General features: G+C 73.1%; 24 protein-coding genes. 8 read left to right on the top strand and 16 right to left on the bottom strand.

Annotation, left to right across the window (positions count from 1 at the left end):
- Nucleotides 1–66: 66 nt before the first annotated feature.
- Complete coding sequence (locus DEI82_RS14770) at nt 67–1,422, bottom strand: cytosine permease (protein WP_111037435.1); 1,356 nt, start codon at nt 1,420–1,422, stop codon at nt 67–69.
- A gap of 244 nt (nt 1,423–1,666) precedes the next feature.
- Between DEI82_RS14770 and DEI82_RS14765 the strand changes: the two genes are divergently transcribed.
- Genes DEI82_RS14765 through DEI82_RS14750 form a run of 4 tightly spaced genes read left to right on the top strand, consistent with a single transcriptional unit; the run spans nt 1,667 to nt 5,353 of the window.
- Nucleotides 1,667–2,599, top strand: coding sequence for an ABC transporter ATP-binding protein (locus DEI82_RS14765; protein WP_111037434.1), 933 nt, complete (start codon nt 1,667–1,669; stop codon nt 2,597–2,599).
- Nucleotides 2,596–3,447, top strand: coding sequence for an ABC transporter permease (locus DEI82_RS14760; protein WP_258372083.1), 852 nt, complete (start codon nt 2,596–2,598; stop codon nt 3,445–3,447). Before DEI82_RS14765 ends, DEI82_RS14760 begins: the two co-directional genes overlap by 4 nt.
- Before the next feature lie 20 nt (nt 3,448–3,467).
- The gene (locus DEI82_RS14755; RefSeq protein ID WP_111037433.1) at nt 3,468–4,688 is read left to right on the top strand and encodes a sensor histidine kinase; all 1,221 of its coding nucleotides are present in this window, start codon (nt 3,468–3,470) and stop codon (nt 4,686–4,688) included.
- A 38-nt stretch (nt 4,689–4,726) separates the two neighbouring features.
- The gene (locus DEI82_RS14750) at nt 4,727–5,353 is read left to right on the top strand and encodes a response regulator transcription factor (RefSeq protein ID WP_111014192.1); all 627 of its coding nucleotides are present in this window, start codon (nt 4,727–4,729) and stop codon (nt 5,351–5,353) included.
- Nucleotides 5,354–5,380: 27 nt separating this feature from the next.
- Here DEI82_RS14750 and DEI82_RS14745 read toward each other — a convergent pair whose 3' ends face one another.
- Complete coding sequence (locus DEI82_RS14745) at nt 5,381–6,031, bottom strand: LysE/ArgO family amino acid transporter (RefSeq protein ID WP_181434989.1); 651 nt, start codon at nt 6,029–6,031, stop codon at nt 5,381–5,383.
- Nucleotides 6,032–6,232: 201 nt separating this feature from the next.
- Here DEI82_RS14745 and DEI82_RS14740 point away from each other — a divergent pair, with 201 nt between their 5' ends.
- Nucleotides 6,233–7,348 (top strand): YncE family protein, encoded by a 1,116-nt coding sequence (locus DEI82_RS14740; RefSeq protein WP_146242941.1) that lies wholly within the window; start codon nt 6,233–6,235, stop codon nt 7,346–7,348.
- A 46-nt stretch (nt 7,349–7,394) separates the two neighbouring features.
- On the opposite strand, the gene DEI82_RS14735 is transcribed toward DEI82_RS14740, so the two are convergent.
- The gene (locus DEI82_RS14735; RefSeq protein WP_111014158.1) at nt 7,395–8,144 is read right to left on the bottom strand and encodes an ABC transporter permease; all 750 of its coding nucleotides are present in this window, start codon (nt 8,142–8,144) and stop codon (nt 7,395–7,397) included.
- A 37-nt stretch (nt 8,145–8,181) separates the two neighbouring features.
- Entirely contained in the window at nt 8,182–8,955 is a 774-nt protein-coding gene (locus tag DEI82_RS14730) for a hypothetical protein (protein ID WP_258368762.1), read from the bottom strand.
- An 89-nt stretch (nt 8,956–9,044) separates the two neighbouring features.
- On the opposite strand from DEI82_RS14730, the gene DEI82_RS14725 reads away from it, so the two are divergent.
- Both DEI82_RS14725 and DEI82_RS14720 read left to right on the top strand, forming a co-directional pair.
- Nucleotides 9,045–9,671 (top strand): DedA family protein, encoded by a 627-nt coding sequence (locus DEI82_RS14725; RefSeq protein ID WP_111014159.1) that lies wholly within the window; start codon nt 9,045–9,047, stop codon nt 9,669–9,671.
- A gap of 22 nt (nt 9,672–9,693) precedes the next feature.
- Entirely contained in the window at nt 9,694–10,359 is a 666-nt protein-coding gene (locus DEI82_RS14720) for a response regulator transcription factor (RefSeq protein ID WP_111037436.1), read from the top strand.
- Nucleotides 10,360–10,411: 52 nt separating this feature from the next.
- Here DEI82_RS14720 and DEI82_RS14715 read toward each other — a convergent pair whose 3' ends face one another.
- Together DEI82_RS14715 and DEI82_RS14710 are read right to left on the bottom strand one after the other, a co-directional pair.
- Nucleotides 10,412–11,272, bottom strand: coding sequence for an SseB family protein (locus tag DEI82_RS14715; protein ID WP_111037431.1), 861 nt, complete (start codon nt 11,270–11,272; stop codon nt 10,412–10,414).
- A gap of 9 nt (nt 11,273–11,281) precedes the next feature.
- The gene (locus tag DEI82_RS14710) at nt 11,282–11,854 is read right to left on the bottom strand and encodes a DUF2127 domain-containing protein (protein ID WP_111011401.1); all 573 of its coding nucleotides are present in this window, start codon (nt 11,852–11,854) and stop codon (nt 11,282–11,284) included.
- Nucleotides 11,855–11,978: 124 nt separating this feature from the next.
- Here DEI82_RS14710 and DEI82_RS14705 point away from each other — a divergent pair, with 124 nt between their 5' ends.
- Complete coding sequence (locus DEI82_RS14705; RefSeq protein ID WP_146242940.1) at nt 11,979–13,538, top strand: hypothetical protein; 1,560 nt, start codon at nt 11,979–11,981, stop codon at nt 13,536–13,538.
- Here the strand turns inward: DEI82_RS14705 and DEI82_RS14700 are convergent.
- From DEI82_RS14700 to DEI82_RS14660, 10 genes are all read right to left on the bottom strand, one after another.
- Nucleotides 13,517–14,608, bottom strand: coding sequence for a sensor histidine kinase KdpD (locus tag DEI82_RS14700; protein ID WP_111037429.1), 1,092 nt, complete (start codon nt 14,606–14,608; stop codon nt 13,517–13,519). The genes DEI82_RS14705 and DEI82_RS14700 overlap by 22 nt on opposite strands.
- A gap of 75 nt (nt 14,609–14,683) precedes the next feature.
- Nucleotides 14,684–15,229, bottom strand: a complete 546-nt coding sequence (locus DEI82_RS14695; RefSeq protein WP_111037428.1) for a YbhB/YbcL family Raf kinase inhibitor-like protein — start codon at nt 15,227–15,229, stop codon at nt 14,684–14,686.
- 110 nt (nt 15,230–15,339) lie between these two features.
- Nucleotides 15,340–15,594: a hypothetical protein gene (locus DEI82_RS14690; protein ID WP_111014164.1), complete on the bottom strand. Its 255-nt coding sequence runs from the start codon at nt 15,592–15,594 to the stop codon at nt 15,340–15,342.
- A 2-nt stretch (nt 15,595–15,596) separates the two neighbouring features.
- A complete protein-coding gene (locus DEI82_RS14685) occupies nt 15,597–16,193 on the bottom strand; it encodes a transcriptional regulator (RefSeq protein ID WP_111037427.1) in 597 nt (198 codons plus the stop codon).
- Between the two features lie 77 nt (nt 16,194–16,270).
- Nucleotides 16,271–17,470: a Bcr/CflA family efflux MFS transporter gene (locus tag DEI82_RS14680; protein WP_111037426.1), complete on the bottom strand. Its 1,200-nt coding sequence runs from the start codon at nt 17,468–17,470 to the stop codon at nt 16,271–16,273.
- 174 nt (nt 17,471–17,644) lie between these two features.
- Nucleotides 17,645–17,950 (bottom strand): Dabb family protein, encoded by a 306-nt coding sequence (locus DEI82_RS14675; RefSeq protein ID WP_111037425.1) that lies wholly within the window; start codon nt 17,948–17,950, stop codon nt 17,645–17,647.
- A gap of 106 nt (nt 17,951–18,056) precedes the next feature.
- The gene (locus DEI82_RS14670) at nt 18,057–18,638 is read right to left on the bottom strand and encodes a hypothetical protein (protein ID WP_111011393.1); all 582 of its coding nucleotides are present in this window, start codon (nt 18,636–18,638) and stop codon (nt 18,057–18,059) included.
- A complete protein-coding gene (locus tag DEI82_RS16300; RefSeq protein ID WP_181434991.1) occupies nt 18,635–18,787 on the bottom strand; it encodes a hypothetical protein in 153 nt (50 codons plus the stop codon). The genes DEI82_RS14670 and DEI82_RS16300 overlap by 4 nt, the downstream gene beginning before the upstream one ends.
- A gap of 84 nt (nt 18,788–18,871) precedes the next feature.
- The gene (locus DEI82_RS14665; protein WP_111037424.1) at nt 18,872–19,495 is read right to left on the bottom strand and encodes a response regulator transcription factor; all 624 of its coding nucleotides are present in this window, start codon (nt 19,493–19,495) and stop codon (nt 18,872–18,874) included.
- Entirely contained in the window at nt 19,492–21,183 is a 1,692-nt protein-coding gene (locus tag DEI82_RS14660; RefSeq protein ID WP_258372082.1) for a GAF domain-containing protein, read from the bottom strand. Before DEI82_RS14660 ends, DEI82_RS14665 begins: the two co-directional genes overlap by 4 nt.
- Between the last annotated feature and the right edge of the window lie 31 nt (nt 21,184–21,214).

Genomic DNA, 21,214 nt, shown 5'->3' with positions numbered 1-21,214 from the left:
GGGTGGGCGCGGGTGGCGCGGTCCCGTCGGCGCCGGGGGCGGGCCTCCCGGCCGGGAGGCCCGGGCTCAGCGGGCCGGGACCGGTGCGGTCTCCGTGTGGCTGACCCCGACGCCGCGGACCAGGCCGGCCTTGCCGGCGATCACGTAGAGGACGAACGCGATGACGACCGAGTTGATCGAGGGGATGCCGATCGTGACGAAGTAGCCGATCAGGGCCGCGATGGCCCACACGACGAGCGTCATCGGCACCCACGTCGGCGAGGTCGGCGGGACGTCGGCGGCGGCGCTCAGCTCGCGACGCCAGGTCTTCACCACGAAGTACTCGGCGACCATGATCCCGGCGATCGGGGGGAACACGACGCCGAGGACGGTGAGGAACGGCGTGAACGCGCCCAGGAACCCGACCGCCGCGAGCACCGAGCCGACGACGCCCATGACGAGCGTGACCACGCCGCGGTTGACCTGCCGACCGAACACGGCGTCGATGAAGTTCGTGACGCCGAGGCTCGAGCTGTAGATGTTCCAGTCGTTGATCTTGAACGTGCCGAGCAGGATCACGAGCACGCCGACCCAGCCGACCGACGACGTGATCACGCGCGTGATGTCCGAGGACCCGACCGCGTGGGCGAGCAGGACGCCCGCCAGGCCGATCACGTACTCGCCGAGCGTCACGCCGAGGAGCGTCTGCTTGACGACGTCGCCGGTGCTCTTGTTGAACCGGGTCATGTCGGGGGTGATCACGGCCCCGACGATGAACCCGCCGGCGACGAGCGTCGTGCCCGCCACGAAGCCCATGTGCGGACCGGCCGGGGCCTTGGCGGCGAGCTCCGCGATCGAGTGCTTGCTCAGCTCGACGGTGATCGCCCACCCGACGAGGACCAGGAACAGCGGCACGGTGATGTTCGCCAGCCACTGCATCGAGTGGAACCCGCGGAGCACGATCGCCGTGACGAGCAGGCCGAACACGAGCGACCACGCCCACGCCGGCAGGATCGGCAGGATCGCGACGAGCCCGGACGCCGAGACGCCCGACTGGATCCCGAACCACCCGATGAGGCTCATGCCGATCGCGAGCCCGACGAGCGCGGAGCCGCCCTTGCCGAACCCGGTCCACCGCGCGATCACGGAGGTGTTGAGGCCTTCGCGGACCCCGATCACGCCGACGAAGACCGACACGATCTCGAGGATCACCGCGCCGAGCGTGATCGCCCAGAACGCGGCCCAGAAGCTCATGCCGAAGCCGAGCGTCGCCCCGAGCAGGAACTGCGACAGGGCTGAGATCTGCCCGAACCGCTGCACCGCCACCTGGAACCACCCGTAGCGGGCGGACTGCGGCACACGCCGGAGGGAGTAGTCGTCGACGGCGACCGTCGCCGACGATGACGAGACGGGTGGTGCCGAAGCTGCGGTGTCGCTGGCCATCTGTGGCTCCTCGGGTCGGACGGGCCCGGAACGCGGAGTGCGTCGCCGGCGCGGGGTTGCGCCAACGCTAGGAGTCCGGACACCGGCCGACCATGTGCAACATGTCGTTACCGGGGTGTGAACCGGTGCGAGGTGCACACCGCCCCGACCTCGACCCGACCGCCTCCGCACCATGACGAATGTCACGCTGGATCCATGACGGACCGCAGACGTCCCGCGCCCGCGGTTCCGCCACGCTGGCCGCATGAACGAAACGCCGATCATCCAGCTGGCCGGACTGCACAAGCGGTTCGGTGCGGTGACCGCGGTCGACGGTGTCGACCTGACGATCCACCGGGGCGAGGTCGTCGCCCTCCTCGGCCCGAACGGGGCCGGCAAGACGACCACGGTGGACCTCGCGCTCGGGCTCGCCACCCCGACGGCGGGCAGCGTGCGGCTCTTCGGCGGCGCGGCGCGTGACGCGATCGTCGACGGCCGCGTCGGTGCGATGCTCCAGGGCGGTGCGCTCCTGCCCGACCTCACCGTCCGGGACTCCGTCGCCCTGGTCGCGAGCGCCCACCGGGCCCCGATGTCCGTCGACGAGGCACTCCGCCGCGCGCGCTGCACCGAGATCGCGGGCCGCCGCGTGAACAAGCTGTCCGGCGGGCAGCTCCAGCGCGCGCGGTTCGCGGTGGCCGTGGTGTCCGACCCGGACCTGCTCGTGCTCGACGAGCCGACCGCGGCGATGGACGTCGAGGCCCGGCACACCTTCTGGTCCTCGATGCGCGAGTTCACGGACACCGGCCGCACCGTCGTGTTCGCGACGCACTACCTCGACGAGGCCGACACGTTCGCCGACCGGATCGTGATCATGCGCGACGGACGGATCGTCGCCGACGGCACCCCCGCCGAGATCAAGGCGATCGCCGCCGCCCGGACGATCCGGTTCACCGGGGTCGGCCCCGCGGACCACGACGCGCTCCGCGGTCTGCCCGGCGTCAGCGGTCTGGAGGAACGGCACGGCACCGTCACGCTCGTCACCGACCGATCCGACACGACCCTGCGCGCCCTGCTCGCGGCGTTCCCCGCTGCGCACGACATCGAGGTGGTGCCGTCCACGATGGACGACGCCTTCCTCGCCCTCACCCGCACCACGGACGAGCCGTCGTCCGCCGAGACGACCGGAGCCCGATCATGAGCACGTCCATCCCCTCCACGCCGGTTCGGGTCACCGACACCGCGGCGACCTCGCCCACCGACGACGCCCTGACCGCTCCCGTCCCGCTCCGGACCCGGGGTCGCCTGCCGATCCGGTACGTCGCCCTCGAGGCCAAGCGGCAGCTCCGCAACGTCCGGTCGCTCGTGTTCACGATCGCGGTGCCCGTGGTGATGCTCCTGGCGTTCGGGTCCGCCTACGGGTCGAGCGGTCAGGTCGACCCCGCGACGAAGCTGCCGTGGCTCGTCGTCACCACGCTGCAGATGGCGTCGTACGGCGCCATGATGGCGGCACTCGGGCAGGCGTTCACGATCGTCACGGAACGGTCCATCGGGTGGAACCGGCAGCTGCGGATCACCCCGCTGTCCGGGGTCGGGTTCCTCGTGTCGAAGGTCATCGCCGCGATGGCGGTCGCCGCGCTCGGCATCGTCGTCGTGATGCTCGTGTCCGTGTTCGCGCTGCACGCCGACCTCGCACCCGGCCGCTGGCTCGTCGCCGGCGTCGGCGTGTGGGCCGGGGTGGTGCCGTTCGCCCTCATCGCGATCCTCATCGGGCAGTTCGCCCGCCCCTCGTTCGCACAGCCGCTGTTCATGGTCGTGTTCATGGGGCTCGCGATCCTCGGCGGCCTGTGGGTCCCGCTGTCGATCATGCCGTCGTGGATGAGCACCCTCGCGCACGGGGTCCCGTCGTACTGGCTCGACCGGATGGGCCAGATGGGCGCCGGCGCGGACGGGAGCATGCTCGAACCCGCCCGGGTGCTGGCGGCCTGGGCGTTCGGTCTCGCCGCGGTCGTCGTCTGGCGCTACCGCCGCGACGCCGCACGGCAGTGACCGGACCTACGCTGGATCGCGTGACGGACGCGACCCAGACGACCCAGGCGCGGCGCGCGGAGGACGTGCGCCGCACCTCCCGGTCGTTCCCGTGGTCCGGCGCGCCGGGCATGGCGGAGGGCGACCTCCGGACGGCCCGTCGTCGCTGGTACCCGGGGGCGTTCTTCGGGCTGGCGTGGCAGGTGCTCCTCGTCCTCGCGGTGTTCACGGACGGCGGCTCGGTCCGCAAGCACGTGGTCGACAGCGTCGTGCTCGCCGTGGTCTACGTGGCGTACCTCGTCGCGCCGGAGCTCATGTGGCGACGACGGCTGCCCGGCCGCATCGTCGTCCTCAGCACGTTCGCCCTGCTGAGCGTCCTGCCCCTCGTGCCGCTCGGCGCCGTCGCCATGTGGACGTGGTTCCTGCTCGCGTCACTGGTCGGGTTCGTCGCGGTGCGGATGTGGGTGGCCGCGGTGGCCATCCTGGCGATCGCTGCCGCGCAGGTCGTGATCTGCGGCATCGCCGGATGGGACGTGAGCTCGAACGACGGCCTGCTGTTCGCCCCGCTCGTGACCGTGTCCATCGGCGCGTCGATGACCTTCTTCGGGCGCCAGCGGGCCGCCGAGCAGGAACTCGGCGTCGCGCAGGACGAGATCACCCGTCTCGCCGTCGTGGAGGAACGGGCCCGGTTCTCGCGGGACCTCCACGACGTGCTCGGCCACTCCCTGACCGTGGTCGCGATCAAGTCGGAGCTGGCCGGGAGGCTCGTGGACCGCGACCCCGCCGCCGCGCGCAGTGAGATGGCCGACGTCGAACGGCTCGCCCGCGAGGCCCTGCAGGGTCTCCGCCAGGCGGTGAGCGGGTACCGCGAGGCCGACCTCGACGCCGAGCTCGTGTCCGCCCGGGCCGCGCTCCAGGCCGCCGGGATCGACGCCGACCTCCCCGCGAACGCTCACGCCGTCGTGGCCGATAGCAGGTCGCTCTTCGCGTGGGTGCTCCGCGAGGGCGTGACGAACGTCGTCCGGCACGCCGCCGCCACGCGCGCTCGGGTCACCCTGACCCGCAGCGCGATCACCGTCGAGGACGACGGCGCCGGTGCGTCGGACGACCTGGCCGACGGGGTCGCGCCCGTCGGTGCACCGCTCGGCGGCAACGGGCTTCGTGGACTCCGCGAGCGTGCGGACGCGGTCGGTGCGACCATGACGACCGGGACGAGCGACCTCGGCGGGTTCCTCCTCCGCGTCGGGCGGGGGCGTCGGTGAGCGCCGCGGAGACGACCGGCGTGACGGCGTCGGCGGCGATGCCCGGCTCGTCGACGATCCGGGTCCTCCTCGCCGACGACCAGGCCCTGGTCCGCGGCGCGCTCGCGTCCCTGCTGTCGCTCGAGTCGGACATCAGTGTCGTCGCCCAGGTCGGCCGCGGGGACGAGGTCGTCGATGCGGCGCGGGCGTCGGGCGCGGACGTCGCCCTGCTCGACGTCGAGATGCCGGGCGCCGACGGGCTGCGGGCGGCACGCGACCTGGCCACGGCCCTCCCGTCCTGCCGCTCGCTCATCGTCACCACGTTCGGCCGACCGGGCTACCTGCGCCGCGCGCTCGAGGCCGGCGCGTCGGGGTTCGTCGTCAAGGACACGCCCGCGGAACAGCTCGCCGACGCCGTCCGCCGGGTGGCCGCCGGGTTCCGCGTCGTCGATCCGGTGCTCGCGGCGGAGTCGCTCGCCGCCGGCCCCTCGCCGTTGACCGCACGCGAGACGGAGGTCCTCATCGCCTTCCGCACGGCGCCGACCGTCGCGGGCGTGGCCGCGGAGCTGCACCTGTCCGAGGGCACGGTGCGGAACCACCTCAGCGCTGCGATCGGCAAGACCGCGGCGCGGAACGCCACCGAGGCGCTGCGGATCGCGGCGGACAACGGGTGGCTGCTCGGCTGAGCCGTCGTCCGACGCCCGCGCGCCGGATCACGCCCCGAGCAGCAACCGCACCCCGAACGCGACCATCACGACCGCGATGCACGCGTCGAACACGCGCCACGCCCCCGGCCGGGCGAACACCGGGCGGAGCATCCGGGACCCGAACCCGAGCGCCGAGAACCAGCAGCAGCTCGCGGCCACCGCGCCGCCGACCCACCACCACCGTTCGTCGACGCCCTGCTCGTTCGCGACGGACCCGAGGAACACGAGTGTGTCGAGGTACACGTGGGGGTTGAGCCACGTGAACGCCAGCATCGTCAGGACCGCGCGCCGAGCGGTCCCCGCGGTGGTCCCGTCGTCGGTGCCGACAGCGCGGACGTCGAGGGCGTCCCCCGCCGGCCGGATCGCCCGGCGTGCCGCCAGCACCCCGTAGGTCAGGAGGAACGCCGCGCCGACGAACCGCACCACGACGAGAGCGACCGGCGCTCGCTCGACGACCGCGCCGACGCCGAGCACCCCCGCCAGGATGAGGACGGCGTCGGACCCCGCGCAGATCCCCACGGCTGCTGCGACGACGCGTCGGGGTGCGGTCACGGCCAGGCGGAGCAGGAACGCGTTCTGCGCGCCGATGGCGACGATGAGCGCGAGTCCGGTGCCCAACCCGTTCAGCGCCGGGAGGACCGTGGTCGCGATCGTCATGCCCCTCACGGTAGGAGCGGGACCGCCCCGAGTACAGCGCGCTCCGGCGCCCGGGTGCGTCTGGCCCCGTCGGGCTCCCGGCGTGGGCCGCGTGGTCAGACGTGGGCGGGGTCGACGAGCGGTCGTGCGGCCGACGTGGGACGGCGGTGGCCCGCCGCCCTCGTTCGGCGGACGTGCGGCCGAGGCGGGCAGGGTGGAGCGATGGACACCGCGAGCGCCGCCTCGAGCCGACCGTCCGGGCGAACACCGGGGCCCTCGCGCGACCGGCGTCCGCGACGCCGTGGTCGTCGACCCGGCGCCGCGCTGGCGGTGCTCGTCTCGTGCGGACTCGTGGCCGTGCTCGCCGCCTATTCCGGGTCGACCGCTCCGTCCGCGTCCGCCACGCACGCCCGCACCGGCTACCGGGGCCACGCGGTCACGAAGGCGGCGGAACCGGGGGACGCGCCGCCACCGCCCGTCACGCCGGCCGGTCGGGTCGTCCCACTCCCCGCCGGCGCCCATCCCTGGGGCGTCGCGGTGGCCGACTCCGTGCACACCGTGTACCTGGCCGAGCGGAAGCAGGACCGCCTCGTCCGCTACGACATGGACACCGGCGCGGTCACGACCAAGGCCGTGCCCGGCTCCGCTCGGATGATCGACCTCGCCGATCCCGACGGCCCCCTGTTGCTCCCCGCGGAGGACCGCGATCGTCTCTACACGCTGGCGCTGCCGTCACTCCACCTCGTCAGCTCGGCGTCGACGGGCCGGCACCCGCACCAGGCGGTGCGGGTGAACAGCACCACGTTCGTCACCGAGGAGTTCGGGCATGGCGTCCGGGCCCTGCGGAACGGACGGACGGTCGCGCACTTCACGCAGCCCGTCCAACCCGGTGGCATCACAGCCGTCGGGAACCGGGTCGCGGTGGTCGACGTCGCGGCGAACCTGCTGTTCGTCTACGACGCGACGACGCTGCGGCTCGTCGCCGCCCTGCCCGCCGGCGCGGGCCCGAGCCACGTCGTGCCGATCGGCGGGGACCGGGTGGCCGTCTGCGACGTGCGCGGCAACGCGGTGCTCACGTACGACATCGGTGGGACACCCCGGGCGCTCGGTCGCGCGGCCGTCCCCGGCCGCGCCTTCTGGATCCGCGCCGACGCCGCGACGGGGACGATCTACACCGCGCTCGCGAACACCGACACGATCGCGCAGCTCCGCGTCCGTGCCGACGGCGCACCGCAGCTCGTGCGGACGGTGCCGACGGTCCGCCAGCCGGTGTCGTTCGATCGGGACCCGGCGACCGGCGACCTGTACGTCGGCGGGTACGCGGACTCGCAGCTGTAGGTCATCCCCGCGTCGGCGTTCCGCTGACCCACGCCGGGCGACCGCGTCAGCGCGGCGCCGCCGGGCGCGTCCGCACGGGCCCGAGCCACCGCACGACGATCGCCGCGGTCACGGCCCCGGTCGCGATGATCGCCGCGAGGACGACGATCTGGAACCGCCCGGCCTCGACCGGCGAGACCCCGCCGAAGATGGCCCCGACGAACGCGCCGGGCAGCGTCACGAGTCCGGTCGTCCGCGTCTGGTCGGTGGAGGGTATGAGCGCCGCGTGCACCGCCCGACGGGCGAGGTCCCGGGTGGCCGTCCGGGGCGGTGCACCGAGCGCGAGCCAGCCCTCGACCTCCTCCCACCGGTCGTCGACGAGCTCGAGGAACCGGCGTCCGGCGAGCGTGGCAACGGTCATCGCGTTGCCGACCACGATCCCGCCGATCGCCAGGGCGTACCGCGCGTCGAACGCGATCGCGCCCGTCACGAACACGACGGCGAGGGACAGCAGGATCCCGGCGCCCATCGCGGACGCCACCATCGGCGCCGTCCGTCGCAGCGGGCCGAGCCGTCGGGAGGCCGTGCTCACGGCGACCGTGAACATCACGACCAGGGCGGCCGCGACCCACCGGACGTCGTGGATGACCCCGCTCAGGACGACGCTGATGACGGCGAGCTGGAGCGCGCCACGCAGGACGGCGAGCGCCGGCGCGACGGGACTCGGGGCCCGGACGAGGAGCAGCACGACGGTCGCGACGACCACGAGCACCCCGACGCCGAGGAGACTCGGGCCGATGTCCGAGGACCAGGTCATGACCTGGGACCGTAGCGTGCGTGGCTGCCGACGTGGGTCACGGCGCGAGGCTGTCGGCCGGCCACTCCCGGGTGTCGAGGTCGGCCCGTCGGCTCTGACGCACGCTGAGCACCGCGACGCACACGACGATGAGCACGGCGAGCACCGCGCTGATGGGTCCGGTGCCGAACCCGAGACCGCCGCGCGCGGACGACACGGCGCCCCAGTCGGCGAAGGACGCCCCGACGGGCCGGGTCAGGACGTACGCGACCCAGAAGGCGGGCACGGCGGCGAGCGCCCGCCCGAGGTACAGCGCGATCGGCACGCACATCGCCGCGACGAACACCGCCCCGCCGAGCAGGTACCCGAGGTGGAACCGCGACGCGACGAGGTCGCCAGCGGCGGTCCCGAGGGCGAACGTGGCGACGACCGCCGCCCAGTAGAAGGCCTCGCGGCGGCGGGTGTCGATCGCGTGGACGTCGACGGTGCCCTCGACGACCCGCCACGTGACGAACACGGCGACGAGGAGCACGAGGAACACCGACGTCGACACCAGGTACGGGACGCCGGCGACGACGTGGGTGAAGTCGGCGATCATCGTCCCGAGCACGCCGACGAGCACGACGACGAGCCAGTACAGCCACGGCACGTACCGGCGGACGGTGAACTGGGCCACGATCGCGGCGGCGAACAGGACGGCGGTCGCGAGCACGGCGCCGACGGGGTCGACGTGTCCGACGAGGAAGTCCGACAGGGTCTCCCCCATGCCGGTCGTCAGGATCTTCGTCACCCAGAACAGCAGGGTGATCTCGGGCACCTTGTTCCGCAGCATGCCGTGACGATCACACGCCCGGTCCAAGAAGCCACCAAGGGAGCGTCGGTCTTGGCCGTTCCTGGGAGCCGCATCCGGAGGATGGGCCGGTGCCCCTCGCGATCCACCTGTTCGACGCCGCCTCCATCCTGCACGCGTTCGGGCCGTGGGTGCTCGTCGGCCTCGCGGTGCTCGTGTTCGTGGAGTCGGGGGTGCTGTTCCCGTTCCTCCCGGGCGACTCGCTCATCCTGACCGCGACCATCCTGGCATCGGCGCTCGGCATCACCCCGTGGCAGGTCGCGGTCGTCGGATCCCTCGCCGCGATCGCGGGCGACCAGGTCGGCTACGTCCTCGGCCGTCGGTTCGGGCGTCGGCTGTTCCGCGAGGACGCGCGGGTGCTCAAGCGTGCGCGCCTGCGCGAGGCCGAGGCGTTCTTCGTCCGGTACGGCGGCCTGTCGCTCGTGCTCGGGCGGTTCGTCCCCGTGGTCCGGACGTACGTGCCGCTCGCCGCCGGCGCCGCGGCCATGCACTACCGACGGTTCATCGTCTGGAACACCATCGGCGGCGTGGGCTGGGTGGCGGTGTTGACGGTCGTCGGGGTGCTCCTCGGCGGCATCCCGTTCGTGGCGCACAACATCGACGCGCTCATGGTCGTGGTGGTGGTCGTCTCGGTCCTCCCCGTCGTCATCGGGGTGCTCCGGAAGCGGAGTGCGGCGCGGCGTGCGGTGCGCCGGTGACGCCGACGGCCAGGATCGGGGCATGACGGAGCCGGTACCGCACCTCCTGCTCGTGGAGGACGACGCGCGCCTCGGTCCGATCGTCGCCGACGTGCTCGGTGCGGACTGGGACGTCACCCTCGTGACCGACGGCGAGCAGGCGGTCTCGGCCGCCGTCGAGCGGTACTTCGACGTCATGGTCGTGGACCGCAGGTTGCCGGGCATGGACGGCGTGGCCGTGGTCGGGGAGATCCGCCGACGCCGCATCAGCACGCCGATCCTCATGCTCACCGCGCTCGGTTCGCTCGACGACCGCGTGTCCGGCCTCGACGCCGGGGCGAACGACTACCTCGTCAAGCCGTTCGAGTTCGCGGAACTCGGAGCCCGGCTCCGCGCCCTCACGCGCGACTACGCGCCCGAGGGCGAGGCGATCGCGATCGGCGGGTGGACCCTCCACCCGGAGACCGGCACCATCACCTCGCCGTACGCCGGGAGGATCGGGCTCACCGAACGCGAGACCGCGCTCGTCCGCCTGCTGGCCCGGGAGCCGACGCGCACGTTCTCGCGGGCGCACATCCTGACGGCCGTGTTCGACAAGGGCGAGCAGCTCGGCACGGTCGACACGTACGTCCACTACGTGCGCCGGAAGACCGACCGGGACCTCATCGCCACCGTTCGTGGGGTGGGGTACCGCATCGGCACACCCTGAGCGTCACCGGGCGGAGCCGGGACCGACAGCCCGGCCGGTCCGAGGGCGGACCTCAGGACAGGGGGAAGCGATCAGCGAAGGCCTGCAGCCGGAGCGGCGCGGGGTCGCCGGCGGGGTTGAGGACGACACCGGCGTGCCCGTCCTCCTGCGCCACGCGCGCGACGTTCGCGAACCCGGTCGGTCGGGCGTCGAGGTCGGGCGCCCAGGCCCAGACCTCCGCCGGCGAGGTGAACACCGGCGAGTACGTCTCGCCCTCGGGGCTGCGGATCGTCGGGACACCCACACCGGTCACCTCGCCGCGCTCGTCCCGGTGCACCTGCGCCCCGATGAACACCACCGGGGCCGCGGCGGCCAGGGCCACGAGTTCGTCCTCCGGAGCACCGACGGCGATGGCGGTCTTCAGCGGCTCGTTCACGGCCGGGTCCTCCGTGAGCCCGTTGCGGATCTCGTCGGCGTAGGCGATGCAGAGCGTGTCCGAGGAACCGGGGTCGATGGCGATGCCCTCGTACGGGGCGGTGGCCGCCATCTGGAGCGTCGCCGCCGCCGGCTGCACGAGGGACCGTGGCGGCGTGGGCGACCCACCCCGACGGCGGTACTCGGCGAGTCGCTCGTTGTCGGTGAACGCGACGAGGAGCCGCTTGCCCGCGTTGTCGACCTGGAACCCCACGGCCAGCTGGTCACCCTCCTGGAACGGACGAGCGGGATCGCGGGTCGTCGAGTCCGACGCGTCGAGGAGCAGATCCCCCGTCACGCACTCACGGAGCACCCCCGAGATCGTCTGCGCGTCCTTCCGGACGGCCCACGCGGCCAGCGCCCGCTGCACCCGTCGGTTGACGACGAGCCGGTCCTCCGCTCGCGCGGGTCGGTCCGACGACGGCTCAGCCCCGCCGCGCTTCCTCGCGAAGATCCCCATGGAGCGACGCTAGCGCGCCCGCACCATGGGTTCCACCCCGCTTGCACGGCGACGGGTGCGACGGCGCGCGAGTGCGGGCACGGCTCCGTACAGGGCGTCGCGGAGGGTCCGGTGCTGCCGCCACTCGCGCCAGGTGAGCACGATGATCGCTGCGTCGAACGCCGAGAGCACCCCGACCCCGAGTGACGGGTGCACGACCATCTCGACGAGCTGGGCGACCAGGAACGCGGCGAGCGCAGCGATCGCCCAGGGGTGCACGCGCTCGGAGCCGCGCACCAGCGCGATGACGACGACCACCTTCACGAGGCCGTGCACGACGAGGTAGACGGCGGCGTAGAGAGCAGCGTCGGCGCCGAGTGCCGCGGCACCGTGCAGGATCAGGTGCGCGATGAGGTCGTGCGGGTCCTGTGCGAGCTCGTGCGCGGTGAGCAGGTGGGCGACGGCACTGATCTGTGCCGGGCGGAGGAACAGCAGCGGCAGGCCCAGGAGCAGCTCGGCCGCTCCGTCGATGCCCTTGAGGGCGATCCCGACAAGGAACACCACATCGAGGATCCGGCCTCGTCCCGTTCGCGTGCTGTCCATGACTCCAGCATCGAGACCCGCTGCCCAGAAAGCGCCAAGAGGGCTCAGGGAACTCCCAGCAGGCGTCCGGCTTGCCGGGTCCTTCCTTGGAGGGCGCGGCGCAGCCTGACGTCCGGAGGTATTCATGTCCACAGTGCCGCTCCGTGGCGGGTCCATCGACGCCCGCACGATCCGACTCGACCCTCGCCACCGCGCCTGGCTGCCGCCGGTCGTGGTCGGGCTCACCGCCACGGTGATCGCCGTCGCGTTCGACTGGGTCCCGTCCGTCTGGTACGACGAAGCCGCGACCGTGGTGTCCGCGACCCGTCCCTGGCCGGCGCTCGCGCGCGAGGTCCAGCACGTCGACGTCGTGCACGCCACCTTCTACGGCCTCATGCACCTGTGGTTCCTCGTCGCGGGATACGCTCCGTTCACGCTCCGGCTGCCGTCCGCGGTCGCGGTCGGTGCGGCGGCGGCCCTCCTCGTCGTGCTCGGCCGGATGCTCGTCGACCTCAGGACCGGCGTGGTTGCGGGCGCCCTCTTCGCACTGCTCCCGCGGGTCACGTGGATGGGCACCGAGGGGCGCTCGTTCGCCCTCGGCACGCTGCTCGCGGTGGCGGCGACCATCCTGTTCCTCGCCGCGCACCGGCGGAGCGTCACGGGCCTCCGTTCCTGGCCGTGGTGGGTCGGGTACGTCGCGGTGTCGCTGCTCGGCGGGGCGGTGTTCCTCTACCTCGTGCTCGTGACCGTCGGACACGGCGTCACGGCGGCGGTCCCGCTGGCCCGCCGGACCGCCCGGACCCGCGGGGCGCAGCGGGCGCTGCGCTGCTGGCTCCTCGCCGCTGCGGTGACGGTCGTGGCCCTCGTGCCGCTGGCCCGGGCCTCCGCGACGCAATCGGCGCAGATCGACTGGATCCAGCACATCAGCCGCCACACGGTCGAGGAGGTCGTGGTCACCCAGTGGTTCACACTCAACCCCGCGTTCACGGTGTTCGGCTGGCTGCTGGCGGTGGCCGGCGTCGCGGTCGGGCTGACCTCCGCGCGCGGCCGATCCCTGCTCGCGGTCGCGCTGCCGTGGGCGGCGGTGCCGACGGTCGGGCTCATCGCCGTGTCGCTCGTGACGAACCCGCTGTACTCCCCGCGCTACGTGTCCTTCGGCGCTCCGGCGGTGGCGCTGTGCATGGCGCTCCCGGTCGCCGCGCTCCCGGACCGGTTCTTCGCCCGGGTCACCGCGGGCGTCCTCCTCCTCGCGGTCGCGCTGACCGCCCCGACGTGGGTCCAGCAGCGGACGGTCACCGCGAAGGACGACTCGGCGTGGAACCAGGTCGCCCGGCTCGTCCGCTCGGAGCGGGCCCACGAACCGGCCGGGCAGGTCGACGCCGTCGTCTACGGGCCGGTCGATCGACACCCCCTCGCGACGTCGCGGATCATCGCCGAGACGTACCCGAAGGCGTTCCGCGGCCTCCGGGACCCGTTGCTCGTCCGCCCGGCCTCCGCGTCGGCGGGGCTGTGGGAGACGCAGCGTCCGATCGCCGACATCGGCCGGACCGCGGACGGCGCACGGGTCGTCTGGTTGCTGACGGGCACGGCCCACGACGAGCGGCGCACCGTCTCGGCGGCCCTGGCCCCCGAGGGCTACCGCGTCGACGGCACCTGGGTCCGGGCGAGCACCGAGGTCGTCCGCTACGTCCGCGCCGTGCGCTGAGCCAGCGGCAACCGCAGGAGGAACACCGTGCCGTCCGCGCCCGTGTGCTCCACCCGCACCTCGCCGCCCGCCCGGACCGCGATGTCCCGCACGAGCGCGAGGCCGATGCCGTAGCCCGACCGAGTCGTACCGGTCGGCCGCGAGCCGGCCGCACGGGCCGCGTTGCCGTGGGCGAACCGGTCGAAGACCCGCCGCGGGGCGATCCCCGTGATCCCCGGGCCCTCGTCGCGGACCCGGATGGCGACCCAGCGCTCGGCGCGCTCCGTCGTGACGGTCACGGTCCCGCCCGTCGGCGTGTGCCCGATCGCGTTGTCGACGAGCGCGACGATGCAGCGCCGGAGCTGTGTCGACGGGAGGGACACGACCGCGTCGCTGTCGCCGACGTCGAGGCGCACACCCCGCGCGTCGGCGAGCACGCCCATGTCGTTCGCGGCACCGGCCAACTCGGGTCCGAGCGGTGTCATCGGGTGTTCCCCGGGCCTCCCGGCCGCGACCTCGAGCAGGTCGTTGACGATGTCGATGAGCACGCGGGTGTCCGCCTGGAGCTCCTCGACGATCCCGTGACGCGGATCGTCCGCGTCCATGCGGAGCTCGAGCTGCTGCACGCGCGCGTTGAGCACGGTCAACGGCGTGCGGAGCTCGTGGCTCGCGTCGGCGACGAACGTGCGCTGCATCCGCGACGCCTCCGTGATGGGACGGACCGCCCGCCGGGCGATGATCCACGTCGCGATCCCGGCGAGCACGACCGCGAACCCGCCGACGCCGACCACCGCGATCGTCAGGTCGATCGTGTCGAGGTAGACGTGCACGTCCTCGGGGCCGTGGTACTCGTGCTGCTGCTCCGGGGTCAGCTGCCAGACCACGTACACGACGACGAGCAGGATGATGGACGCCACGAGCGCCGCCGACACGACGGCGACCTGGAGCCCGATGCGGACGGCGGACCGCCGCGAGGCGAGGCGATCCGGGTCTTGGTCGCGCCGGCCGGACACCCGGCCCCGGACCCCGTCGGTGCCGAGCGTGAGCCGATCGACCAGCACCTCGTGCACCGACGACCACCACACGCCCACGGGACCGCTCCTTCCGTCACCTCGACGGTCGACCCGCCGCCCCCAGCATCCACCAAGACGGCGGCGGGGTCGTGCCTACGCCTCGCCCGGCGTCTCCGCGCTCGCCACGAGCGTCGCCCGGCCGAGGATGTGCGACGACATGGTGAACCCGAGGTAGGCGGGCGTGGCGTCGGCCGGCACTCCGATGTCCGCGACGTCGAGCGCGTGCACGACGATGAAGTACCGGTGCGGACCGTGGCCCGCGGGCGGCGCCGCCCCGACGAACTGGGGCGCCCGGGCGTCGTTCTGCAGTTGGATCGCGCCGTCCGGGAGGCCCGCCCCGCCCGCAGCCCCCGCTCCGGTCGGCAGCGTGGTCACGTCGGCCGGGATGTTCGCCACGGCCCAGTGCCAGAAGCCGGACATGGTCGGGGCGTCCGGGTCGTACATGGTCACCGCGAAGCTCTTCGTGCCCTCGGGAGCGGCACTCCACGTGAGCTGGGGCGAGACGTCCTCGCCGCCGGGGACGCCCATCATCCCGGACCACTGCGGGGGCCGGAACTCCTGGCCGTCCTGCACGTCGTCACTCGTGACGGTGAACGCGGGCACCTCGGGCAGGCGTCGGAACGGGTGGTTGTCGGTCATGCTCGTCCTCCTCGGTGGGCGGTCGGCCCGCCCCGTGATCGATCATGCCGCGCGGGCCTCGGCCGCGTTCGCGGTCGCGGTCGCGGCCGCGGTCACGACCGCGTCCGGGCTCAGCGCATCCGGGGCAGCGCCGACGCGAGCCGTTCCCAGGACCGCTCCCGGGCCTCCCGGTCGAGCGACGCGTGGTGCAGGACGGCAGCGCGTTCGTGGAGGACCCGAGGTGCGGGGGTCGTCACGGCGACGCGTGCGAGACGGCGTGCGCGGCGATCCGCGCGGGCGGTGCTCCAGTGGACGAGCCCGAGCCCGATGCGGTGGGCGGCTCGTTCGACCGGGTGGACGGACGTGACGGGCACGGTCGCGTTCATGGTCACTCCTTGGGGACGTCGAGGACGGGGAACAGGTTGTAGTTGACGAACACCCGACGCGCAGCCGGGTCGGGGTGGCGCGAAGCCGGGTCGTTGGCGCGGAGGTACCGACCGATGAGGTCGTTGATCCCCCGGTCGAGCTCGGCGAGTTCGTCCGGGGTCATGAGGAGCCAGGCGGTCGAGAAGTCACTGACCTCGCGCCAGGCCTCGGGCAGGTCGTCCGACGAGGCGAGGGCGTCGCGGATGAACTCGGCCGTCGTGTCCTGGAAGCTCATGCTCGCGAGCACGGTGGCCGTGCGCTCCGCCCGGCTCTGGTCGTTACCGTGGTCGCCGAACTCGAGCGGGCCGGCGTAGCGCCGCCACCAGCGGTCACGGCCGCTGCCGAGTTCGGGAGCCTCCTCGACGATGCCGTGCTTGGCGAGCTGGCGCAGGTGGTAGCTCGTGGACCCGGAGGACTCGCCGATCCGGGCACCGAGCGCGGTGGCCGTGGCCGGGCCGTGCGAGGCGAGCTCGTTGAGCAGCCGGGTCCGCACGGGGTGCGCGAGGGCTTTGAGGGCCTCGACCCGCAGGACGCGGGGCTCGGGGGTGTTCGTCGCCATGACTCCGAAGATACCTTTGCAAAGTGTTCTTTGCAATGGTTTCTTTGCATGGCTCCTTTGCGGTGGTGTCGTTGCGGTCAGCCCAGTCGGGTTCCGGATGCTCCGGCACGGGCCGATGCAGCCACCTGCACGACCGCGGCGATGACGATCCCCGTCGCCATCACGGCCCCCATCGCGACCGCCGTCCCCCCGAACCACCCGGCCAGCGGTGTGCCGAGGCCGCCGAGCCCGAAGCTGATGCCACCCTGCAGCGCTGCGGCGGTACCGGGCAAGGCCGCACCGAGGGCCTGCGTCCGCGTCGTGGACCCGGTGATCACGAAGCCCCAGGCACCCGTCACCACCGCCAGGCAGACCCAGACCACGATCGGGCCGAGGCCTGCGAGTGCACTGACGAGCACACCGACCGCGCCGAGGGCACCGACCACGAGTCCCGTCGTCAGGAGCGCGTCCTCGCTGCAGCGTCGGACGAGCCGCCGGAACGCCAGGGTGGTGAGGATCATGCAGCTGGCGTCGACGGCGAAGACGACGGTGTACCCGGTCTCGCTGAACCCGAACTCGGACTGGAACACGAACGAGCTCGTGGAGATGTAGGCGAAGAAGCCGATCGTCGCGACGCACGAGGACACGAGGTACCAGTCGAAGCGCGGGATGGCCAGCAACGTCCCCATCCGGCGGAGGTTCGCGCCGAGACCGATTCCCGACGACCGGTCCTGCGGCGCGAGGGTCTCGGGGATGCGGACGAGCACGATCGCGAAGAGGACGAGGCCGAGCACCCCGAGCGCGACGAACATGATCCGCCAGTCACCGACGAGCAGGAGTGCGCCACCGGCCAGGGGCGCGACGACCGGTCCGACGGCGTTGATCGCGGCGAGCACCGCGTAGATGCGTGGACGGTCGGCAGGAGGCGCGGCGTCGGTGACCACCGCGCGCCCCGCGACCGCACCGGCGGCACCACCCAGGCCCTCGACCACGCGCGCGATCACGAACACGGCGTTGTCCGGGGCGACGGCGCAGGCGAACGACGCCACCGCGAACAGGGCGGTCCCGCCCAGGAGGATGGACCGGCGCCCCACCGAGTCGCTGAGCGGTCCCACGAGGATCTGACCGACCGCGAACGCGACCAGGAACGCCGTGAGCGACACCTGCACGGCACTCGTGGAGGTCCCGAAGTCCCTCGCGAGCGCAGGCAGCGCGGGGATGTACATGTCCGTCGCGAACGGCGAGATGCCGACGATGACGGCCAGGGGCACGATCGGCGGGAGGGGACGGGAAACCATACGGCGGATGGTATTCCGTCGGTGGGGTGCGGTCCGGGCGAGCGGGGCGCGATGGGGACCGGGTCCGCGGCGGGTGCGGCGCTGTCCCGGTGCTCGGCGGGTGCGGCGCGGTCCCGGTGTGTGGCGGGTGCGGCGCGGTCCCGGTGTGCGGCGGGTGCGGTGCTCCGGCCGGCGTCAGGACCCCGCTTCGATGTCGAACACGACCAGGTCGGCGCTCGCCCCGCCGAGGAACGCGGCGACCGGCTGGTGGTCGGGGTGCGGCAGGTAGCCATCGAGCGCGGCGCGGTCCCGGAACCGGACGACGAGCATCCAGTCGAACCGCCCCTCGAGCCCTTCGCTGCTCACGCTGGGTCCGTCATCGACCGATGTCACCCCGTCGATGCCGGGGAGGTGCTGCCGGACGAGCTCCGCGGCGCGCTGTTCGGATGACGCGTGGTCCCCGCTCCACTGGACGAGGACGACGTGGACGATCTCAGACATGGGTCGAGGCTACGGCGTCGGAGCTCCGACGCCCGGCCGGCACCGCAGCATCCTGTTGTGTGCGGACAGGGTGTTCGATGCGGCACACAGCGGAGCCAGCAACCGCTCAGACGGCCGCCGCCCGGCCCTCGGCCGATGGGCGTCTCGCCGCGGCGTCGGCGTACCGGCGGGCGTGACGGAGTCCGAGCAGTGCCAGCACCGCCATCACGACGGCGCCGGCGTACGCGACGACCGCGCCGATGAGCGCGAGCGTGGCCATGGTGTCGAACGCGTACGCGTTGAGGAGCAGGCCGCGGAGGGTCTCGCCGCGGAACACGGTGTCGACCTCGGCGGCGAGTGCGGCGTCCTTCGGGTGCGCCTGCGCCTCGGCGGACAGTTCGGAGTACGTCTTCCCGCCGGTCATCTCCCGCAGGTGGACCGCGATGTAGTGGTCGGCCCAGGCTTTCGCCTGTGCGCCGGTCTCGAGCTGCTGTCCGGCATAGCGGTTGAGGTACGGACCGATGTCCTTGCTCTTCAGCGCGTCACTGCCCTTCGCCGGGAACTGGATCTTCTCGGCGACGAGCTGGTCCCGCACCTGGTCGTGCACGTACACGTGCGCCCAGGTCATGAGGACACCCGCCAGGAGCAGGACGAGGGCGATGACCGCGCCGCTCGCGGAGAGGAGTCGGTCGAGTACGGTGCGGTTCACGGTTCCTGCCTTCCGTCGGTGTGCTGCCCGCTGTCACTGCCGCCGCGACGCTGGGCCGCCAGCCGGTGCTCCGCGCGCTCGCGCGCGTCGCGCTTCAGGCGCTCCCACTCATCGGTGGGGAGTCGTCGGACCTCGTCGCGCTCGGGCATGGAACCAGGGTCCCGCCAGGACCGGCTGGTGCAGGAGGGCACTTGGTCCCGACCGCGTCGGGACGACCGGGAGGCCCGCGACGATCAGCCGTGCCGGACGCCGTAGACGGCCGCTTGCGTCCGACTCTCGAGATGCAGCTTGCCGAGCAGGACGGTCACGTTGTTCTTCACGGTCTTCTCGGCGATGTGGAGTCGTTCGCCGATCTGCCGGTTCGTCAGGCCCTCGACGATGAGGTCGAGGATCTGCCGCTCACGCCGGGTGAGTCCCGCGTCGGGGTCGGGGCTCGCGGGGACGACCGCGGAGCGCACGCGCCGTCCCGCGTCGACCGGGAAGAGGGTCTCACCCGAGGCGGCACGGCGGATCGCCTCGACGAGTTTGTTGCCACGGATGTCCTTGAGAACGGACCCGCTCGCTCCGGCGAGGACCGCGGCCGTCGTCGCCTCGTCGTCGTCGTAGGCAGTGAGCATGAGGCACGGGAGGTCCGGATTGGCCGAGCGCACCGTCCGGCACAGGTCGATGCCGCTGCCGTCCGGCAGGCGGACGTCGAGCACGGCGATGTCCGGCCGGGTCGCGGCGATACGCGGGACGGCCCGGCCGATGGTCTCGGCCTCGCCCACCACCTCGAGGTCGGGCTGCGCGTCGATGATCCGCGCCACGCCCTGCCGGACGAGTTCGTGGTCGTCGACGAGGAACACGCGGATCGTCATGCTGCCTCCCCCTCGGTCACCGGGACCCGCCAGGTCATCGTGGTGCCGCCTCCGTCGCGGCCGTCGAGCGCGTAGTGGCCGCCGCGGGCGGCAGCCCGTGCGGCGAGGTTCGCGGTGCCGCTCGCCCGGCCCGGGCGGCCGAGCCCGCGGCCGTCGTCCTCGACGAGCACGGTCAGGTGGTCGTCCTCGAGCAGCACGCGGACGTCGGTCGTGGAGGCGCGCGCGTGGCGCCCGACGTTCGTCAGCGATTCCCGGACGACCGCGACGACGTCGTCGGCGAGTTCGTCCGGGACGAGCGCGTCCACCGGCCCACCGAAGGTGACGCTCGGCGGCCCGGCGAGCATGGGCGTGACCTCGGCGATCGTGTCGAGGACGCGGTGCCGGATGGTGGTCGGGGCCGTGCGGGGCGGTGTCTTCAGCGCGAACACCGCCGTGCGGATCTCGGCGATCGCGGTGTCGATGGCGTCGATCTGGTCGGCGAACTCCTGACGGACGGTCGCGGGGACCGCGGGCTCGAGGCTCTGGAGCGTCAGGCCCGCCGCGAACAGCCGCTGGATGACGTGGTCGTGGAGGTCACGCGCGATCCGACTCCGGTCCTCGATGCGCTGGAGCTCCTGCCGGTCGAGCCGTCCGCGGGCGAGCTCGAGCGCCACGCTGGCCTGTGCCGCGAACTCCGACGCCAGGTCGAGTTCGGAGCTGGCGAACGGCGGGCGTCCTGCTCGACGCGCGAGCAGGAGCGTTCCGAGCGGGGCGGCCGTCGCGGCGAACGGCACCGCGGCGGCCCATCGGAGTCCGTCCGGCCAGTCGACGGAGTCCTCGCGGAGGTCGCCCGTGGTGACGTGTCCGCTCTCGATGGACCGGCCGGCGATCGTGTCGTCGGCGTCCTCGATCACCGCTCCGAGATCCCGTGCGTCGACCCCGCGGGCGCCGTCGACGCGGAAGCCCGTGTTGTCCGGGACCAGCACGCAGGCGAGATCGGCGTCGACCAGCGGGGCGACGCGGTCCACGACGACGCCGAGGCCGTCGACGGCATCGGACGACAGCAGCGCGGTCGTCACGTCGGCGAGCGCCACCGACCACCGCTGGCGGCGTCGGGACTCGTCGAAGAGGCGCGCGTGGTCGATGGCCGCGCCGGCGGTGGCGGCCAGGGAGGCCACGAGTTCCTCGTCCTCCTCGCTGAACACGCCGGACTCCCGCGTCAGGTACAGGTTGCCGAACAGCTCGTCCCGCACGCGGATCGGCACCCCGAGGAACGCCTCCATCGGCGGGTGGTGCTCGGGGAACCCGGCTGCTCGGGGATCCGCTGCGAGGTGCTCGAGCCGGGTCGGGGTCGTGGTGGTCAGGATCGCGCCGAGCAGCCCCCGGCCGCGGGGGAGGTCCCCGATCGCGGCGACCTCCGCGTCGGACATCCCGACGTGGACGAACTGCTCGAGGGTGCCGTCGGGGGCGATCACCCCGAGCGCGCCGTAGCGGGCGCCGGCGAGTTCGACCGCGGCCTCGACGATGCGCCGGAGCACGACGGGCAGGTCGAGCTCCTCGACCACGAGCCGGTTCGCGCGGAGGAGCTGCCGGAGACGCCCCTGGGTCGCGAGGACCTCGTTCGCGCGATCGACGAGGTCGCCGATGGTGCGCTCGAGTGCCGTCCGCGGCGCGTTCGGGAACTCGAGTCGGTCCTGCTCCTGCCCCACGCCGGTCCTCTCGCTCGCCCCCCTCACCCTA

The organism is Curtobacterium sp. MCBD17_019 (assembly GCF_003234555.1).
Lineage (GTDB): Bacteria > Actinomycetota > Actinomycetes > Actinomycetales > Microbacteriaceae > Curtobacterium.
This window is presented reverse-complemented; position numbering and strand designations above follow the sequence as displayed.

Coding starts and splice junctions, on each gene's coding strand:
- DEI82_RS14770 (WP_111037435.1), bottom strand. CDS start 1,422: ATGGCCAGCGACACCGCAGCTTCGGCACCACCCGTCTCGTCATCGTCG.
- DEI82_RS14765 (WP_111037434.1), top strand. CDS start 1,667: ATGAACGAAACGCCGATCATCCAGCTGGCCGGACTGCACAAGCGGTTC.
- DEI82_RS14760 (WP_258372083.1), top strand. CDS start 2,596: ATGAGCACGTCCATCCCCTCCACGCCGGTTCGGGTCACCGACACCGCG.
- DEI82_RS14750 (WP_111014192.1), top strand. CDS start 4,727: ATGCCCGGCTCGTCGACGATCCGGGTCCTCCTCGCCGACGACCAGGCC.
- DEI82_RS14745 (WP_181434989.1), bottom strand. CDS start 6,031: ATGACGATCGCGACCACGGTCCTCCCGGCGCTGAACGGGTTGGGCACC.
- DEI82_RS14740 (WP_146242941.1), top strand. CDS start 6,233: ATGGACACCGCGAGCGCCGCCTCGAGCCGACCGTCCGGGCGAACACCG.
- DEI82_RS14735 (WP_111014158.1), bottom strand. CDS start 8,144: ATGACCTGGTCCTCGGACATCGGCCCGAGTCTCCTCGGCGTCGGGGTG.
- DEI82_RS14730 (WP_258368762.1), bottom strand. CDS start 8,955: ATGCTGCGGAACAAGGTGCCCGAGATCACCCTGCTGTTCTGGGTGACG.
- DEI82_RS14720 (WP_111037436.1), top strand. CDS start 9,694: ATGACGGAGCCGGTACCGCACCTCCTGCTCGTGGAGGACGACGCGCGC.
- DEI82_RS14715 (WP_111037431.1), bottom strand. CDS start 11,272: ATGGGGATCTTCGCGAGGAAGCGCGGCGGGGCTGAGCCGTCGTCGGAC.
- DEI82_RS14710 (WP_111011401.1), bottom strand. CDS start 11,854: ATGGACAGCACGCGAACGGGACGAGGCCGGATCCTCGATGTGGTGTTC.
- DEI82_RS14705 (WP_146242940.1), top strand. CDS start 11,979: ATGTCCACAGTGCCGCTCCGTGGCGGGTCCATCGACGCCCGCACGATC.
- DEI82_RS14695 (WP_111037428.1), bottom strand. CDS start 15,229: ATGACCGACAACCACCCGTTCCGACGCCTGCCCGAGGTGCCCGCGTTC.
- DEI82_RS14690 (WP_111014164.1), bottom strand. CDS start 15,594: ATGAACGCGACCGTGCCCGTCACGTCCGTCCACCCGGTCGAACGAGCC.
- DEI82_RS14685 (WP_111037427.1), bottom strand. CDS start 16,193: ATGGCGACGAACACCCCCGAGCCCCGCGTCCTGCGGGTCGAGGCCCTC.
- DEI82_RS14680 (WP_111037426.1), bottom strand. CDS start 17,470: ATGGTTTCCCGTCCCCTCCCGCCGATCGTGCCCCTGGCCGTCATCGTC.
- DEI82_RS14675 (WP_111037425.1), bottom strand. CDS start 17,950: ATGTCTGAGATCGTCCACGTCGTCCTCGTCCAGTGGAGCGGGGACCAC.
- DEI82_RS16300 (WP_181434991.1), bottom strand. CDS start 18,787: ATGCCCGAGCGCGACGAGGTCCGACGACTCCCCACCGATGAGTGGGAG.
- DEI82_RS14665 (WP_111037424.1), bottom strand. CDS start 19,495: ATGACGATCCGCGTGTTCCTCGTCGACGACCACGAACTCGTCCGGCAG.